General features: G+C 42.9%; 14 protein-coding genes. 12 read left to right on the plus strand and 2 right to left on the minus strand.

All coding sequences use genetic code 11. The features are described from left to right. Nucleotides 1-117: 117 nt before the first annotated feature. Together ACY8DX_RS02405 and ACY8DX_RS02410 are read left to right on the plus strand one after the other, a co-directional pair. Nucleotides 118-1,644 (plus strand): succinyl-CoA:acetate CoA-transferase ScpC, encoded by a 1,527-nt coding sequence (locus tag ACY8DX_RS02405; protein WP_462406148.1) that lies wholly within the window; start codon nucleotides 118-120, stop codon nucleotides 1,642-1,644. 806 nt (nucleotides 1,645-2,450) lie between these two features. Continuing rightward, nucleotides 2,451-2,681 carry an excisionase family DNA-binding protein gene (locus ACY8DX_RS02410; protein WP_049672267.1) on the plus strand — a complete coding sequence of 77 codons (231 nt, stop codon included), beginning with the start codon at nucleotides 2,451-2,453 and terminating at the stop codon, nucleotides 2,679-2,681. A 52-nt stretch (nucleotides 2,682-2,733) separates the two neighbouring features. Here the strand turns inward: ACY8DX_RS02410 and ACY8DX_RS02415 are convergent, their stop codons facing one another. Together ACY8DX_RS02415 and ACY8DX_RS02420 are read right to left on the minus strand one after the other, a co-directional pair. Continuing rightward, nucleotides 2,734-2,937 carry a YbdD/YjiX family protein gene (locus ACY8DX_RS02415; protein WP_049672266.1) on the minus strand — a complete coding sequence of 68 codons (204 nt, stop codon included), beginning with the start codon at nucleotides 2,935-2,937 and terminating at the stop codon, nucleotides 2,734-2,736. An 18-nt stretch (nucleotides 2,938-2,955) separates the two neighbouring features. Next, a complete protein-coding gene (locus ACY8DX_RS02420) occupies nucleotides 2,956-5,010 on the minus strand; it encodes a carbon starvation CstA family protein (protein ID WP_049672265.1) in 2,055 nt (684 codons plus the stop codon). Nucleotides 5,011-5,157: 147 nt separating this feature from the next. On the opposite strand from ACY8DX_RS02420, the gene ACY8DX_RS02425 reads away from it, so the two are divergent. The 10 genes from ACY8DX_RS02425 (at nucleotide 5,158) to ACY8DX_RS02470 (ending at nucleotide 16,635) form a co-directional block, all read left to right on the plus strand. Then, a complete protein-coding gene (locus ACY8DX_RS02425) occupies nucleotides 5,158-6,255 on the plus strand; it encodes a carbohydrate kinase (protein WP_462406149.1) in 1,098 nt (365 codons plus the stop codon). A gap of 16 nt (nucleotides 6,256-6,271) precedes the next feature. After that, on the plus strand, nucleotides 6,272-7,189 hold the full coding sequence (locus ACY8DX_RS02430) for a pseudouridine-5'-phosphate glycosidase (protein WP_049672263.1): 918 nt from the start codon (nucleotides 6,272-6,274) through the stop codon (nucleotides 7,187-7,189). Nucleotides 7,190-7,313: 124 nt separating this feature from the next. Next, nucleotides 7,314-8,300 carry a Gfo/Idh/MocA family protein gene (locus tag ACY8DX_RS02435; RefSeq protein ID WP_049672262.1) on the plus strand — a complete coding sequence of 329 codons (987 nt, stop codon included), beginning with the start codon at nucleotides 7,314-7,316 and terminating at the stop codon, nucleotides 8,298-8,300. Nucleotides 8,301-8,457: 157 nt separating this feature from the next. Beyond that, nucleotides 8,458-8,760, plus strand: coding sequence for a phasin family protein (locus ACY8DX_RS02440; protein ID WP_439802443.1), 303 nt, complete (start codon nucleotides 8,458-8,460; stop codon nucleotides 8,758-8,760). Nucleotides 8,761-8,792: 32 nt separating this feature from the next. Beyond that, a complete protein-coding gene (locus ACY8DX_RS02445; protein ID WP_231589552.1) occupies nucleotides 8,793-10,475 on the plus strand; it encodes an ABC1 kinase family protein in 1,683 nt (560 codons plus the stop codon). Between the two features lie 14 nt (nucleotides 10,476-10,489). Further along, on the plus strand, nucleotides 10,490-10,972 hold the full coding sequence (gene ybaK, locus ACY8DX_RS02450; protein WP_462406150.1) for a Cys-tRNA(Pro) deacylase: 483 nt from the start codon (nucleotides 10,490-10,492) through the stop codon (nucleotides 10,970-10,972). Nucleotides 10,973-11,096: 124 nt separating this feature from the next. Next, the gene (megL, locus tag ACY8DX_RS02455; RefSeq protein ID WP_049672258.1) at nucleotides 11,097-12,281 is read left to right on the plus strand and encodes a methionine gamma-lyase; all 1,185 of its coding nucleotides are present in this window, start codon (nucleotides 11,097-11,099) and stop codon (nucleotides 12,279-12,281) included. A gap of 358 nt (nucleotides 12,282-12,639) precedes the next feature. Further along, complete coding sequence (locus ACY8DX_RS02460; RefSeq protein WP_049672257.1) at nucleotides 12,640-13,668, plus strand: LacI family DNA-binding transcriptional regulator; 1,029 nt, start codon at nucleotides 12,640-12,642, stop codon at nucleotides 13,666-13,668. Nucleotides 13,669-13,873: 205 nt separating this feature from the next. Next, nucleotides 13,874-15,112 (plus strand): MFS transporter, encoded by a 1,239-nt coding sequence (locus ACY8DX_RS02465; protein WP_049672256.1) that lies wholly within the window; start codon nucleotides 13,874-13,876, stop codon nucleotides 15,110-15,112. A gap of 44 nt (nucleotides 15,113-15,156) precedes the next feature. Then, nucleotides 15,157-16,635: a glycoside hydrolase family 32 protein gene (locus ACY8DX_RS02470; RefSeq protein ID WP_462406151.1), complete on the plus strand. Its 1,479-nt coding sequence runs from the start codon at nucleotides 15,157-15,159 to the stop codon at nucleotides 16,633-16,635. Nucleotides 16,636-16,648: the final 13 nt, after the last annotated feature.

Here is a 16,648-nt window from a genome sequence, read left to right on the forward strand (position 1 = left end):
CTGGCTTAACCGTGTAAAATTCTGGTTCGTCGAAAAAATCGGGTGACCTATCGAGATGTGTCTAACCTGTGAAAAATATGAGGTACACTTATCAAAAAACGATGAAAGAGTGATGAGATGCAGCTCAATTTAAATCGTATTCGAAACCATGAGTTACGTAACCGAATCGTTGAACCAGAAGAGGCGGCCACATGGATTAGTGACGGGATGACATTGGGATTAAGCGGGTTTACTCGAGCGGGCGATGTGAAGGCCATTCCTCAAGCCTTAGTGAAGAGAGCAGAAACGGAAAGCTTTAAAGTCAATATCTATACGGGTGCGTCCATGGGGCCTGATGTAGACAAGTATTTCTCTGAAGCAGGAATCATCAACAAGAGGCTTCCATTCCAAGCAGAGCCCATTATGCGTAAACAAATTAACCAAGGCAATATGCATTTCATTGATCAGCACTTATCTCAGACATGTGAATGGGTTCGGGCAGATGTTCTGCCGGCTATTGATTACGCTATTTTGGAAGCGGTTTCTATTACAGAGGAAGGGTACATCATTCCAAGTACCTCTGTTGGAAACTCTCAAATATTTGCCGAAAAAGCAAAAGCAATCATTATTGAAATCAATACGGCACAGCCGGAATGGCTGGAGGGCATTCACGATATTTATGACCCAGGCGAGCAAGGAAGCAGGAAGCCAATTCCGCTTGAACGACCAGATGACCGTATCGGGGAGATTGGGATTAAGGTTGATTTGGACAAAGTGAAGGGGATTGTTTTCTCAAATAAGCTGGACTCTGCTTCCACTATTGTTCCGCCTGATGAAGAAACGGTTATCATGGCCAATCACCTGCTTAATTTCCTTCGTGCGGAAATTAAGGCTGGTCGTTTAACAAAACAGCTGGCACCTCTGCAATCCGGTATCGGAACCGTTGCAAATGCTGTTTTCCATGGATTCCTTCATTCCGAGTTCAATGACCTTGAGGTGTATTCGGAAGTTCTTCAAGATGCTGTATTTGACTTGATGGATGCGGGGAAAATCAAATTCGCATCAGGATGCTCGATTACCCTGTCCGAAAAGGCAATGGATAATCTGCTTGTAAACTTTGAGAACTACGTTGACAAACTTGTCTTGCGTCCGCAGGAAATTTCTAATCATCCTGAAATCATCCGTCGTATGGGCTTGATTTCTATTAACACGGCCCTTGAAATGGACATTTACGGGAATGTAAACTCCACGCATGTATGCGGAACAAATATGATGAACGGCATCGGCGGCTCAGGTGACTTTGCACGAAATGCCCGTTATGGAATCTTTGTAACGAAATCAATTGCCAAGGATGGCAAAATCTCAAGCATTGTTCCATTCGTGTCCCATGTTGATCACACTGAGCATGATGTGGATGTTGTCGTCACTGAGCAAGGATATGCTGACCTTAGAGGATTGGCGCCAAGAGAGCGTGTCGGCGTCATCATTGAGAACTGCGCACATCCAATGTACCGAAAGCAGCTATGGGATTACTATACAGAAGCATTAACACGCGGTGGACAAACTCCGCATATTCTTGAAAAGGCTTTCTCTTGGCACACAAACTATCAAACAAAGGGAACCATGCTGATGGAAGAGAAGGAATATGCTGAGATGAATAACTGAGTTTTGTCATGTGTATTCATTAAGGGGGGAATGCACAGCTTGAAATGCTTTGGGATATTTAGTTGGGGGACTGGATATTCCTTGCTCTGGCTGCAGAGCAAAGAGGTATGGGGGAAATCAAGGGGTATATATGAATAGATAAGATTATTGTTAAGAGGCTGGGACATAAGTATTTCAGCCAATGATAAACCCGAAGGATTAGACGATAAAGGAATGAATCTATCGTCTAATCCTTCGGGTCTTTATTTGTTGTTTTCCATGCATAAGTTGATGGAGGCTTTCTACTATTAGTGACTAGTGGAATGGAGTGAAATGCACTCGATTCCTGCTGGAAGTCGAGGAAAGGCTTGAGACCCCACAGGTGTAAGCGCCTGGGAGGCTCAGTTTCTTCCCTGCGGAAAGCGAGTGTATTTCGCTGAATGGAACGTACTTTTATTTCCTACTGCTATTGAATAGGAAGAATAAGTTATCATCTTTCATTTTTGAGAATCATTTATTTCGCTTTGTCCCAGACTCTTTCTGTGTGAATAAAGATTGAGAGATAAAGGGTTATTGAAACGGGGTTTCTTATGAAGATACTTAAATAGGCAGTATTATTCATATGGGTGGTTGGCTTTACCTATCTCTTTGACCAGGTCATGCTAAAGGGGGACTCTATATTATTGTCGGAATCCCAATGTTTTTTTCGCTTGATGTACCTATCGAAATGGATAGATAAACGATAAGTCTGCTGCTGTGCTCTGAGATGTGTTTCTTCATAAAGTATGCTAGACTGAATGGACTATCGTTAATCAGAGGTGAGAGGTATGTACCTTTCTGTGAAGGAAACAGCGGAATACTTGAATCTGCCGGTCTCCTATTTAGACCAGCTCATTCAGGAGAAGAAAATCCGTGCTGTCTTTGATGGGGAACAATATTTAATCAATCGTGAACAGTTCTCCAATTACCATGAACAGCTCGAAGTATATAAGAGGATGTTTCAGGAATGGCTCCATGAACCCATTCCAGAGGATTGGGATGCAAAGGACGAGGATTAATAGAGGAAGAGAGGGAAGCCCAGCACATTCGGGGCTTCCCTCTTTCTGTTAATTAGCAGCAACGTGAGACTTTCCCATCTTTCGCATTATAGCGGGCTTCCTGTGCCTCGCAGAAAAATTGTTTGCGAGATGGAATCGGTTCGCCTGGATGATGGGTTTTCATGTGTTCCACATAGGTTTCATAGCTTGGCACGCCTACCATTAGACTGATAAATTGTTTTCGGTAGGAGAGTGCATGTCTGATTTTTTTAAACATGAAGTATCTCCTTTCTGATCAGGCATTTCGGCTGATGTATTCTGATTCGTGCATGGTGACAGATTGACCTCTGATTAATTTAATCCAGATGCGAACGGCTGAGATGAGGACGGTGATGACGACGATCATGAAGACTGCCGTTAAACCGGTATTAAGGTAATCATTAAAGATGACTTGCTTCATTTCGCCTAAATCCTTGGCCGGTGCAAGCACTTCTCCATTATCGTAGGCCTCCTTGTACACTTTGGCGTGTGACAAGAAACCGATGGATATCTTCTCATGGAAGATTTTTTGCAGGCCGGCTGTCATGGTGACAATGAGAATCCAGGTGGTCGGAATTAAGGTAACCCAGACATACTTTGTCTTGCCCATCTTAAAGAGGATGGTCGTGCCAAGCAGGAGGGCGATTCCGGCAAGCATTTGATTCGAGATCCCGAATAACGGCCATAATGTGTTGATGCCACCGAGCGGGTCAACAACGCCTTGGTAGAGGAAGTATCCCCAGCCAAGGACACATATGGCGGTCGCAATGATATTTGGAATCCAAGATTCGGTCTTGGCGAATGGTTTGTAGAAGGTGCCGATAAGATCCTGAACCATGAATCGCCCCACCCTAGTTCCGGCATCAATGGTCGTCAGGATGAACAAAGCCTCAAAGAGAATGGCGAAATGGTACCAGAAGGCCATGAGTGCCTTGCCGCCAATCACTTGGGAGAAGATGTGCGCCATTCCAATGGCAAGTGTCGGTGCTCCGCCTGTACGTGAAATGACGGAGGATTCCCCAACATCATCTGCGAGCGTTGTTAAATCATCCGGGGAAACCGTATAGCCCCAGCTGGAGACCGTTGTTGCGACCGCGGCCGGGTCTGTACCGATTGCGGCGGCTGGACTGTTGATGGCGAAATAAATGCCTGGTGTCAGAACGCAGGCGGCAATCATCGCCATAACAGCGACAAAGGATTCTGTCAGCATGGCTCCGTAACCGATTGGACGGGCATGTGACTCACGTTCAATCATCTTCGGCGTTGTGCCGGATGAGATGAGTGAGTGGAAACCAGAGACCGCTCCACAGGCGATAGTAATGAACAGGAATGGGAAGAGATTCCCTGAGAAGACAGGTCCTGTTCCATCAACGAATTGCGTCATGGCCGGCATCTCAAGATTAGGCGCAACAACGAGAATCCCAATTGCAAGACCAACGATGGTGCCAATCTTCAAGAAGGTGCTTAAATAATCACGCGGCGCAAGCAAAAGCCATACAGGGAGAACAGAGGCAACAAAGCCATAAATGATCAGCATAATCGCGATTTGTTCGCCAGTGAAGGTAAACATCTCGGCTAATGTCTCATGCTGTGAAACATATTGGCCGAAATAAATAGAGAGCAATAATAGAATAATACCAATAATAGAGGCTTCCCCAACACGGCCGGGGCGCAAGTATCTCATGTATATTCCCATGAAGAAGGCGATTGGGATGGTGGCGGCAATCGTAAACATTCCCCAAGGGCTGTCGGTAAGCGCTTTCACCACAACCAAAGCCAATACGGCAAGAAGAATAACCATGATGCCGAAAATACCAACCATGGCGATGAACCCGGTCACTGGACCAATCTCTTCCTTAATCATCTCACCGAGTGATTTTCCATTGCGGCGGATAGAGCCGAACAAGATAACGAAATCCTGGACAGCACCGGCTAGGACAACACCGACAATAATCCAGATGGTCCCTGGAAGATAGCCCATTTGTGCAGCGAGAATTGGTCCGACCAGTGGGCCGGCTCCAGCGATGGCAGCGAAATGATGACCGAAGAGTACCCATTTATTTGTCGGGACATAATCCTTCCCGTCATTGTTCAATTCAGCGGGTGTCTTTCGGTTGTCATCCAGATTAAAGACTTTATGAGCAATAAACTTACTATAAAAGCGGTAGGCAACTGCATATGTACAAACAGCGGCGGTTAACAGCCAGATTGAATTGATTGTTTCCCCCTGATTTAATGCAAGTACCCCAAACCCAACTGCCCCGATGGCAGCGATAATCCCCCAAAGAAGGATAGAGCGAATAGCTTTCACGAATCTTTTCATCTCCTTTCTATTTGTAGACTATCATATTACATTATTTTGAATTTTTGAACAATTTTTTCAATTAAATTTCACCTTGTATATCAGTTGGACAATTGTTTATACTATAGACAAATGTTTTCAAAAGGGTTGAATCCTATGAATGAAAAAGAGAGTCAGATTCTACATTTAATAAAAGATAACCCATTCATCACGCAAAATGAGATAGCGGGGAAACTGAATCTTTCAAGAAGTGCCATTGCCGGCTACATCTCTTCTCTGACAAAGCAGGGAAAATTATTGGGACGTGCTTATGTTCTTCCTGAGGGTAAGCGGATTGTCTGTATTGGCGGTGCCAATATGGATCGGAAATCCTCGCTCGAAAAAGCCTTCCGTCTCGAAACCTCTAACCCCGTCCAAACAACTTCAACTCTAGGCGGGGTTGCCCGCAATATTGCGGAGAATCTCGGACGTATTGGAGCAGATGTTCACTTACTGACGGTTGTCGGCGATGATCGAGAAGGAAAGGATGTTCTTGCTAGAACGGGTGAGTACGTGAAGATTCTTCCGTCTCTAGAGATTGCCGGACATACGACAGGCACATACACAGCCATCTTAGATGAGCATGGGAATATGGCAGTTGCGTTTGCTGATATGGGTATCTATGATGCCGTTGATATCCCGTTCATCGAGAAGCGATGGTCACATATCGCCGCAAGCTCCATGGTTCTGCTCGATACGAATTTTCCGAAGGAGATTATCAGCTATATCATTGGGCGCTGTGCAGATGAAGGTATCCCTGTTTCTGTCGTTCCCGTATCTATCCCGAAATTGGACCGTCTTCCGGAAAACTTGAGTGGCCTGGAATGGCTCATCCTGAATCGGGAAGAGGCTGAGGTGCTTTCTGGTTTGACGGTTAATGATGATGAATCCGTCCGGGAGGCTGGTGCCAAAATCCTTGCTCGGGGTGTTCGTCATGTGATTATCACACGTAGTGAAAAAGGATTATATTTCATAAACGATAAGGGGGAAGAAGGCTTCCTTACTGGACAGCCTGCTGATTCTGTCGTAGATGTGACTGGTGCAGGAGATTCACTAGCAGCGGGCATCATGCTCGGTGCCATTGAGGGTCATTCTATCCTTGAATCCTGCCAATACGGTATGTCTAGTGCCTCCATTACGATTCAGTCAAAGGAAACGGTCAGTCCATCCTTGAATCGCCTATCCCTAGAGAAGGAAAAAGAGAGATTATTTTAAAAGGAGATTAAACAACATGAATGAATGGATTAAATTATCAGAAGAAGTGAAAGAAGCGAAGAAAAACGGAACACCAATCGTAGCGTTGGAATCTACAATCATCTCACACGGTATGCCATATCCACAAAACGTGCAAACAGCTCGTGAAGTAGAAGCTATCATCCGCGAAGAGGGAGCTGTTCCGGCAACAATGGCTGTCATTGACGGTGTTATTCGCATCGGCTTAAGCGATGAGGAACTTGAATTCTTCGGGAAAACAAAGGGCATTGCGAAAGCTAGCCGCCGCGATATGCCATACTTGGTAGCAGCGAAGAAGAACGGCGCAACAACGGTTGCGGCAACGATGATCTGCGCAGAGCTTGCTGGCATTAAAACATTCGTGACAGGCGGAATCGGCGGTGTGCACCGTGGAGCTGAGACAACAATGGATATCTCCGCCGACCTTCAGGAATTAGCAAAGACAGATGTAGCGGTCATTTGTGCAGGGGCTAAGTCCATTCTTGACCTAGGCTTAACGATGGAATACCTTGAAACACAAGGGGTGCCAGTTGTTGGTTATCAAACAGATAAATTACCATCCTTCTTCACAAGAACAAGTCCGTTCGATGTGAACTATCGTCTAGATACTCCGACAGAGATTGCGGAAATGATGAAGGCGAAATGGGATATGAATCTTAAAGGCGGAATGGTTATCGGTAACCCAATCCCAGAGGAATTCGCAATGGAAGACAGCTTTATCAACAAGGTAATTGATGATGCGGTTGAAGAGGCAGAATCTCTTGGAATCACTGGTAAGGATGTTACTCCATTCCTACTAGGCAAAATTAAAGACGTAACAGAAGGCAAGAGCCTTGAAGCCAACATCGCATTAGTGAAAAACAATGCAAAAGTCGGCGCTCAAATCGCAGTTGCTTTCGGGAAAATCTCTCAATAATACACAGGCTGCCGGATCATCTCCGGCAGTTTTTTTAGTGGCTTACAGGCGCTTCTTTTTCCTCCTTTTGATACAATAAAAAGATAGGAAATTCATCAAAATTTGCTCTAGGGAGTGTTTTCATATGAAATTTGCAACGATTGGAACGAGCATGATTACTGAACGCTTTATCGAAGCGGCTGCTGAGAGCGGAAAACTCACATTAAAGGCGGTTTATTCAAGAGATTTAGAGAAGGCAACACGCTTTGCGAATCAATATGATGTGAAACTCGTATTTAATCAGCTGGAGCAATTGGCGACCTGTGAGGAAATTGAGGTAGTCTACATAGCCTCTCCAAATTCCATTCATTATGAGCAGGCTATCTTCTTAATGGAGCACGGTAAGCATATTATCTGTGAAAAACCGATGTTTACGAGTATGAAGGAATGGGAGAATGCCTTTGAGACAGCAAGGAAGAATAATGTCTTTTTATTCGAGGCGATGAGAACGATTCATGCGCCGAATTTCAGCGTCTTGAAGAATAATCTAGGACGTGTCGGCCAAATTAGAAGCGTTAACCTGCAATATATGAAGTACTCTTCTCGTTACGATCAATACTTGGAAGGGGAAGTTCCGAATATCTTCTCAGCTAAATACGCAGGGGGAGCGCTGGTCGACTTAGGTATTTACCCGCTCTACATGGCAATCTCTTTATTCGGAGAGCCGGATTCAAGCATTTATGTTCCGGTTATGCTCGATAGCGGGGTTGATGGAGGCGGGACACTTGTCCTCCAATACGTAGATTTTGTCTGTACGATTGTTTGCTCCAAAATCACGGATTCATATGGTTCAAATGAAATTCACGGCGAGAAGGGCAATATCATCTTCCCAGGGTCAGGGACCGTTGAAAAAATTGAGTTCATTGACCGGGAAACAAAGGTATGTGAGCCATTTTCCATCGAACAAACCAATAATGACATGGTGTATGAAATCGAGACATTCACCGATATTATCAAGACAGGCGATGAGGAACGCTATGTAGAACTAGCCAATCTGAGCGGAATTGTCTTAAATATAATGGAACATACAAGGAAGCAGTGCGGCATCATCTTTGGTCCGGACAAGCAATAAAACTAGAATCAGCAAGAGGCGGCCAGTTAGTGCTGTCTCTTTTTGTTTTTGAATCATACACACAATATCCATAAAATTCATGTTTGTTTAAAAGGAAAGGTGGAATGTAAGAAGAGAGGAAGTCTGTTTAAAATTATTCTAAATGAGGTGGATTGAAATGAGTGCAATTCGAGACATGGTCAACAAAGCTTTTTCCTTTGGTTTAGGAGCTGCCATTGTCAGCAAGGAACAGATTGAAAAGTATGTTGATGAAATGGTTAAGCGCGGCGATGTATCTGAACAGGAATCAAAACAAATGGTGAATGATTTAGTGCAGCGCGGTGAGGAGCGCCAGAAAGAGGTCGAACAACAAATCAACATGAAGGTTAAGCTGCGCCTTCAGGAAATGGATATCGCAACGAAAGAGGATATCGCAAGACTTGAGCAAAGAATTGCTGCGTTAGAAGCAAAACAGGATTAAGCGTCATTAGAGGACCAATAGAGTAGGGGTGGATGCAAGTGTTGAATAAAAGGATACGCCATTTTAATCGCTATCAGGATATTATTCGTGCCATGATTCATAACGGTTTTGGCTCTATAGCGGAAGAGCTTGGGCTGGCTGATATGCTTCCTTTTGGCGGCAAGTGGATTTTTGAAGGGAAGGATGTTAAAGAAAAGCCAGCGGGTGAGCGTATCCGGCTGATTTTAGAGGAGCTTGGTCCAACCTATATCAAGCTCGGACAAATGATGAGTACCCGCCCTGATATCGTCCCGGCTGCCATTATCCTTGAGCTTGAGAAGCTTCAGGATAAGGTACGGGAATTTCCCTTCGATGAAGTAAAGGCCATCATTGAGGACGAATTAGAGCTGCCGCTCGAGGAATTGTTTACTGAATTTAATCCAGTTCCAATTGCGGCAGCCTCTATTGGTCAAGTACATAAAGCTATTCTTCCATCAGGTGATATTGTGGCAGTGAAGGTACAGAGACCTAATATCACGAAAACCATTGATACGGATCTTGAAATTCTGCATAACCTCGCCCGTATTGCAGAGAAGCGGTATCATTGGGCGAGAGATTATGGCATTAATGATATCGTCGATGAATTTTCCCTCTCTCTGAATATGGAGCTTGACTACGGGATTGAGGGACGAAATGCCGAGAAGATTGCCGCTCAATTCAAAGATGATGATATGATCCGCATCCCGGAGGTTTATTGGGATTACTCCACAAAAAGAGTTCTTACAATGGAGTTTGTGGAGGGGATTAAAATCAATGATGTGAAAAGCCTTGATGAGATTGGCTTTGACCGCTGTCTGCTGAGCAAGCGTTTCACAGAGGCGATGATGAAACAAATCCTCGACGAAGGCTTGTTTCATGCTGACCCGCATCCCGGAAATGTGTTTGTCCAGCCCGGCGATCGGCTTGTCTTTCTTGACTTTGGCAATATCGGCCGAATTAATGCTGAGATGAAGTATGAATTCGCCTCCCTGCTGATGGCGCTGCGAAAGGGGAATACTGATTTTGTCGTACGCTCCATTTTGAAGATTGGGATTACGCCGGATGACATAAACTACGATCAGCTAAAAGCGGATGTGCAGGAATTCATTGATAATTATTATGGGCAGAATTTAAATAAGATCAGCATCAGCGACGTCATCAATGATTTCTTCACCCTCACCTATCTGCATCATATCCGTATTCCATCAGATTTGACGATGCTTGGCAAAACCTTTTTAGCTGTTGAGGGTGTTGTGGAAACTCTTTATCCGGAATACAATATCCTTGATGTCGTCGAGCCTTTTGGCGACCATTTAGTCAAGGAACGCTTCCAGCCGAAAAATATTGCAGAGATGATCTTTAATAAGGTCGTCGACTATTCTGATTTCTTCTCAGAAATGCCTCGCAGCCTGAAAGATTTGACGAATAAATTAAAAGATGGCAAATTTAGTGTGCAGATTAAAGTACCGCAGCTTGAAACGTTTTTGGCAAAGATGGATAAGATGGCGAACCAACTATCCTATGCAATCATCCTGCTGTCCTTCAGCATTATCATGGCAGGCCTGGTCATTGGCTCCTCAACCAGAGGCGGAACCAACATCCTGTGGCAGATTCCGATTATCGAAATTGGGTTTGTCATTGCGACGGTCATGGTTCTCTATCTCCTCTATTCCATCTTCCGATCTGGGCGTTTTTGAGAGGGAGGGTTAGAATGGCGAAAGGAAAGACAAATGCACTCAGGATACTTGACCAAAGGAAAGTATCCTATGAATTACTTCAATATAATCCTGAGGATGGCAAGATTGATGGGATATCCGTTGCTCTTAAGATTGGCGAGGATGCCCGTTATGTGTTCAAAACATTGGTGACAATCTCCGCAGCCAAAAATCTATACGTATTCGTCATACCAGTTATGGCTGAACTCGATTTAAAGCGGGCAGCACGAGCAGCGGGAGAGAAAAAAATCGACATGCTGTCTGTCGCGGATTTGCAGAAATACACAGGCTATATACGCGGCGGCTGTTCACCGGTCGGGATGAAAAAGCAATATCCAACTTTCATCGATAAGAAGGCAGAGGAGGAAGGAATCATGATCGTTTCTGCCGGCAAGATTGGCATGCAAATGAAGATCCATCTGGATGATTTGTTGAATGTAACCAAAGGGCAAACAGCAGCTGTCATCCATGAAGAATGAAGAAAGGCTTTTAACAAGCCTTTTATTTTTTTGTCTATATTCCCGAATTCCATGATTTACCTATTGGGCATATGATAAAATCAGATGGAAGAATAAGCCTGTTTAATTGGAGGAGAATTGACGGATGAGAAAAGAATACAAGCACTTTGAAACGGCAGCCGTCCATGCCGGATATGATACAAAAAAGCATGTAGGCAGTCTATCCACACCGATTTACCAAACCTCAACATTCACTTTTGATACAGCGGAGCAAGGCGAGGCACGCTTTGCTGGAACAGAAGAAGGCTATATTTACTCCCGCCTCGGAAACCCGACTGTTCAAGCACTTGAAGAAAAGGTGGCTGTCCTAGAAGGAGCTGAAGATTGCGCCGCTTTCGCATCAGGAATGGGAGCGGTTTCAGCCGTTTTAATTGAACTGTCAAAAGCAAATGACCATATCCTCTGCTCCCTTGGTGTGTATGGATGCACCTTTGACTTACTGGTCTTGCTAAAGGATAAATATGCGATTGATTATGATTTCAGCCCGATGGAATCAGAAGAGCAAATTCGAAACAGCATTCGTCCAGAGACGACCTGTATCTTTGTCGAAACACCCATTAACCCAACGATGCGCGTCATTGACCTAGAGATGGTTTCGCGCGTGGCCAAGGAATACGGCATTCCCGTCGTTGTCGACAACACATTTCCATCTCCATATCTCCAATCACCACTTGCACTCGGATGTGATGTTGCTCTCCATAGCGCAACCAAATACATTGGGGGACATGGAGATGTCGTCGCCGGTCTGGTTGCCGGAAAAAAATCCTTTATCACTAATCTCAAAAAGAACAGCCTGAAAGATATCGGCAGCATCATGTCTCCATTTGACGCATGGCTTCTTTTGCGCGGTCTCAAAACCCTGCCCGTCCGCATGGACCGCCACAGTGAAAATGCCATCAAGATCAATGAACAGCTGCTAAATCACCCGCAAGTCGGGCAAGTGTATTTTCCATGGAATAAAGATAATGCCGGACATGAAGCTGCCATTAAACAAATGAAGCAGCCAGGAGGAGTCATCTCCTTCGAACTAAAAGAAGGAGGGAAACGAGAAGCACAAGCTTTCCTTAACAAGCTCCAACTCATCAAAATTGCCGTCAGTTTGGGAGATGTGGAAACACTCATCTCTCATCCAGCCTCCATGACCCATGCTGTCATTCCAGAAAAAGACCGCCTCTCCATGGGCGTCACCGATCAGCTGATCCGTCTCTCTGTCGGTCTTGAATCGTGGGAGGATATTTGGGCAGATATTGAGCAAGCGTTAGAAGGGTAATAGCTTATTAGAGACTTTTTTGAGGAATGCATGATTTTTTATATAGAATTTAACAAGCCGGAGAGTGCTGACAGAACTTCATGCAACGATATTTCTGAAGAGAAGAATAGGCAGCAGGGGCGATGTGTTATACTTTAAGTAGCGTCTATAGCGATATGTATGAGTTTATTTACCTTTATTCAGCAAAGAGCTTACCACTTCGACCGGTGTGGAGATGAATGCCAAATGAGAGTGCAAACTCAGGGCGGAATAAAGGTAAAGTCTTTGGCAGATTACCGAATGGTTGAAAGCCGAATGACTCCGATCTATGTTAATCGGAGGGTATCAATTGATTTAAAGATGAAGTGAGGATTAGACAATGGCTGCGAGAGAGAAGAAAAACAAGACAAGTATAAAAGATGTAGCGGCAATGGCGGAGGTATCTACAGCAACTGTCTCTCATGTAATCAATGGAACTAGATATGTATCTGAAGAAGTAACGACAAAGGTAAAAGAGGCCATGAAGGAATTAAATTATGTTCCTAACCCTGTTGCAAGAACATTAAGGAGCCAGAATTCGCATTTAGTCGGATTAATTGTACCAGTTAAAGAATTTACAGATACAGCTAATGCTTTTTTTATGATTGTCGCTCAAGGTATCGAACAAACATTATCAAAGAACGGGTATAAATTAATTCTATGTAACTCCTACGAAAATCCTGATTTAGAAAAAGAACATATTCAAATGTTCCATAATCAGTTAGTGGACGGAATCATTCTAGTACCAACCGGAAATGATTATTCTTATCTAGCTGACCTGCCGATTAATAATGATTCACCCATTGTCTTCATTGACCGAAAACCCCAGAACTACCAAGGGAATTGTGTGTTAACCGATAATTTTCAAGGTGCGTATGCTGCTGCGAAGCATCTCATCGAAAAGGGGCATAAACATATCGGGTTTATAACGGGGGAATTAGGTTTAACAACAAGTGATAAACGTTTAGAGGGATATAAGCAAGCCCTTGCAGATCATCATTTATCCTTTAATGAGAAGTATGTGAAAATAGGAAATGCTTCTTTAGAAGATGGATACAGAATAGCGAAAGAGTTTATGGAGCAAAAAGAGGTCAGCGCACTCTTTGTTGCAAATAATGTGATGACAATGGGAGCTATTTCATACTTCCAAGAGCATTACATCAAAATTCCTGATGAAATGGCCATCATAGGATTTGATGATTATGAATGGATGAAAATCATTAATCCATCGTTAACAACCGTTAAACAACCAGCTTATGAAATGGGACAGAAAGCTGCTGAGGTCATTTTGGATTGCATCAAAAATAAGCAAGAAAAACCGACAGATTACATGTTAGATACATCCTTGATTATTCGAAGATCTAGTTAAGATCATTATTCAAGACCTATAGATGGACACATATTTAGTGTCGGACCTATAGGTCTTTTTTTATTTTTTTATGCATGGAACAATTTTCTTCTTGCTTAATCATGAAAGCGCTTTTATTATTAAGTTAAGCAATAAAGTAAACGTTTACGTAAACGTTTACGTAATTTGTTGAAAGAGTTATAAACAGAAAGGGAAGTGGTAGGGTATGAAAATAGGAGCAAAACGAAATTATTGGTTATTAAGTGCATTTTTCTTTTTTTACTTCTTTACATGGTCTTCCTGTATGTCTTTATTTTCTATTTGGTTAAGTCAAGATATTCAGTTAAGCGGTGCTAGTACAGGGATTATCTTCTCAGCAAACGCAATCGTAGCATTAATTATGCAACCGCTTTATGGAGTAATCTCTGACAAGATTGGCTTAAAGAAACATATCCTTTGGTTTATTACTGCATTACTTGTTTTATCAGGTCCTTTCTTCATCTATATTTATGGACCATTATTGAAATACAACATTTTATTAGGTGCTATCGTAGGCGGTATGTTCCTAGGTGCTGCCTTCCAAGCAGGCTGTGGAGCAGTAGAATCATATATTGAAAAAATAGGTCGTAAGTGTGACTTTGAATATGGGAAATCAAGAATGTGGGGCTCTTTAGGATGGGCAGCAGCGACTTTCTTCGCAGGACAGCTATTTAACATCAATCCTAATATTAATTTCTGGTTAGCTTCAGGTTCAGCTTTATGTTTAGTATTGATCTTATTAATGACAAAAGTAGATTTAACAGGTTCTTCGGATATTACTACTCAAGAGCCCATTAAGATGAAGGATGTCTTTGGATTGTTAAAACTGAAAAAGTTCTGGTTCTTCGTCATGTATGTATTTGGCGTAGTATGTTTCTATTCGGTGTATGATCAACAATTCCCTACATATTATGCTTCTTTATTCTCTGACATTTCTAAAGGAAACCAATTATACGGTTACTTGAATTCATTCCAAGTATTTTTGGAAGCAGGCATGATGTTCGCTGCACCATTTATTGTAAACAAAATTGGAGCAAAAAAATCGTTGCTCTTAGCTGGCTTTATCATGGCGACACGTATTATTGGTTCAGGTTTGGCCTTTGAACCAATCGGCATATCTTGTATGAAACTGCTTCATGCTCTCGAATTGCCGATTATGTTAATTGCGATTTTTAAATACCTGGCTCAGCATTTTGATAATCGCTTATCTTCAACTCTTTATTTAGTAGGTTTCCAATTCTCAAGTGCGATTGCTGCTGCATTTCTATCACCAGTATTTGGTTCTTTATACGACACAATAGGATTCAGTCATGTGTACTTCATCATTGGTGGAATTGTGCTGACATTTAATATTATTTCCTGCTTTACATTAACCAAGGATGTAAAAGAAGAAGTGCAAATGAATAGACAAGCTAAAGCATCTTAATAGAAAACTTGAAAAGGAACGTGATTTATATGACGACTGTCACAATGGCTAATAATGCAATTAATCAAGCAAATGAGGCTCTTCAAGAAGCCGTAAAAAAAATGAAAAAGGATTGGCGTTTAGGCTATCATATTGCCGCGCCAGCTAACTGGATTAATGATCCAAATGGTCTTGTGTTTTTTAAAGGTGAATACCATGCATTTTATCAGCATTATCCATATGGAGAGAGCTGGGGGCCAATGCATTGGGGCCACGCCAAAAGTAAGGATTTAGTTCACTGGGAGCATCTTCCAGTGGCCTTGGCACCTGACCATGATTATGATCGCGATGGGTGCTTTTCCGGGAGTGCTATTGTAAAGGATGATATGCTCTATTTAATTTATACAGGCCATGTATGGGTTGATCAATCAAAAGATATTGCGATTCAGACACAGTGCATCGCTTCAAGCAAAGATGGCATTCACTTCGAGAAGTATGAAAATAACCCAGTAATTAGAGACATTCTAGAAGACAGTACAGGGCATGTCCGTGATCCGAAAATCTGGGAAAAAGACGGCCTTTACCATATTGTATTGGGCAACAGAACGAAAGATGATATTGGTCGAGTTATTCACTATACTTCAAAGGATTTAATCGATTGGGAGTATGAAGGCGTATTGGCGCAAAATGAAAGTAACTTGGGATATATGTGGGAATGTCCAGATTTCTTTGAGCTAGATGGAAAGGATGTTCTGCTATTCTCTCCTCAAGGAATGAAAGCAGAAGGAGACTCTTACAATAACCTTTTCCAAACAGGGTATTTAATCGGATCTTACAATGAAACCACGAAGAAATTTGAGCATGGTGATTTCCACGAAATCGATCATGGCCATGACTTCTATGCGGTACAGACATTACATGATGATCAAGGTCGTCGAATTGCTATAGGATGGATGGATATGTGGGAATCTGAAATGCCGACTAAAGAGCATGGATGGTGTGGAGCTTTAACACTACCAAGGGAGTTATCTTTATCTGCTGAAGGAAACATAATCATGAAGCCAGTTGCCGAGCTGAAAGGCCTTCGTGAACAGGAACTAGAAGTGAATGTGGCCTCTATTTCAAATGAAGTTATTAAAACACCGATAAACCAAGAACTGCTCGAGCTTAAAGCTGAATTCTCACTAAAAAACCTTACGGCAAAGGAATTCGGAATCAAGGTGAGATGCAGTGAAGATGGAACGGAAGAGACCTCCATTGGCATTGATGTAGAGCATAGTAAGCTTATACTTAATCGCGAGCACTCTGGTGCAGGAGTAAAAGGTATCCGCCAGACGGCTATCAATTTAGAAGGCGATACAGTTATTCTTCACCTCTATCTTGACCGATCATCGATTGAAGTATTTGCAAACGAAGGTACTACCACAATGACAAGTAGAATCTATCCAAAGAAAACAAGTTTAAATGTTCAATTCTACGCTGAAGATGGAAAAGTAAATCTTAAATCTGTGCAGGCTTGGAAACTAGCTGATATCTGGGAATAATCACAAAATATCA

This window comes from Gracilibacillus sp. Marseille-QA3620 (assembly GCF_054950035.1).

What these genes read in the sequence shown, in the direction of transcription:
- ACY8DX_RS02465 (WP_049672256.1), top strand. Translation starts at nt 13,874, where the DNA reads ATGAAAATAGGAGCAAAACGAAATTATTGGTTATTAAGTGCATTTTTC.
- megL (WP_049672258.1), top strand. Translation starts at nt 11,097, where the DNA reads ATGAGAAAAGAATACAAGCACTTTGAAACGGCAGCCGTCCATGCCGGA.
- ACY8DX_RS02460 (WP_049672257.1), top strand. Translation starts at nt 12,640, where the DNA reads ATGGCTGCGAGAGAGAAGAAAAACAAGACAAGTATAAAAGATGTAGCG.
- ACY8DX_RS02435 (WP_049672262.1), top strand. Translation starts at nt 7,314, where the DNA reads ATGAAATTTGCAACGATTGGAACGAGCATGATTACTGAACGCTTTATC.
- ACY8DX_RS02405 (WP_462406148.1), top strand. Translation starts at nt 118, where the DNA reads ATGCAGCTCAATTTAAATCGTATTCGAAACCATGAGTTACGTAACCGA.
- ACY8DX_RS02440 (WP_439802443.1), top strand. Translation starts at nt 8,458, where the DNA reads ATGAGTGCAATTCGAGACATGGTCAACAAAGCTTTTTCCTTTGGTTTA.
- ACY8DX_RS02470 (WP_462406151.1), top strand. Translation starts at nt 15,157, where the DNA reads ATGGCTAATAATGCAATTAATCAAGCAAATGAGGCTCTTCAAGAAGCC.
- ACY8DX_RS02415 (WP_049672266.1), bottom strand. Translation starts at nt 2,937, where the DNA reads ATGTTTAAAAAAATCAGACATGCACTCTCCTACCGAAAACAATTTATC.
- ACY8DX_RS02410 (WP_049672267.1), top strand. Translation starts at nt 2,451, where the DNA reads ATGTACCTTTCTGTGAAGGAAACAGCGGAATACTTGAATCTGCCGGTC.
- ACY8DX_RS02445 (WP_231589552.1), top strand. Translation starts at nt 8,793, where the DNA reads ATGCAAGTGTTGAATAAAAGGATACGCCATTTTAATCGCTATCAGGAT.
- ACY8DX_RS02425 (WP_462406149.1), top strand. Translation starts at nt 5,158, where the DNA reads ATGAATGAAAAAGAGAGTCAGATTCTACATTTAATAAAAGATAACCCA.
- ybaK (WP_462406150.1), top strand. Translation starts at nt 10,490, where the DNA reads ATGGCGAAAGGAAAGACAAATGCACTCAGGATACTTGACCAAAGGAAA.
- ACY8DX_RS02430 (WP_049672263.1), top strand. Translation starts at nt 6,272, where the DNA reads ATGAATGAATGGATTAAATTATCAGAAGAAGTGAAAGAAGCGAAGAAA.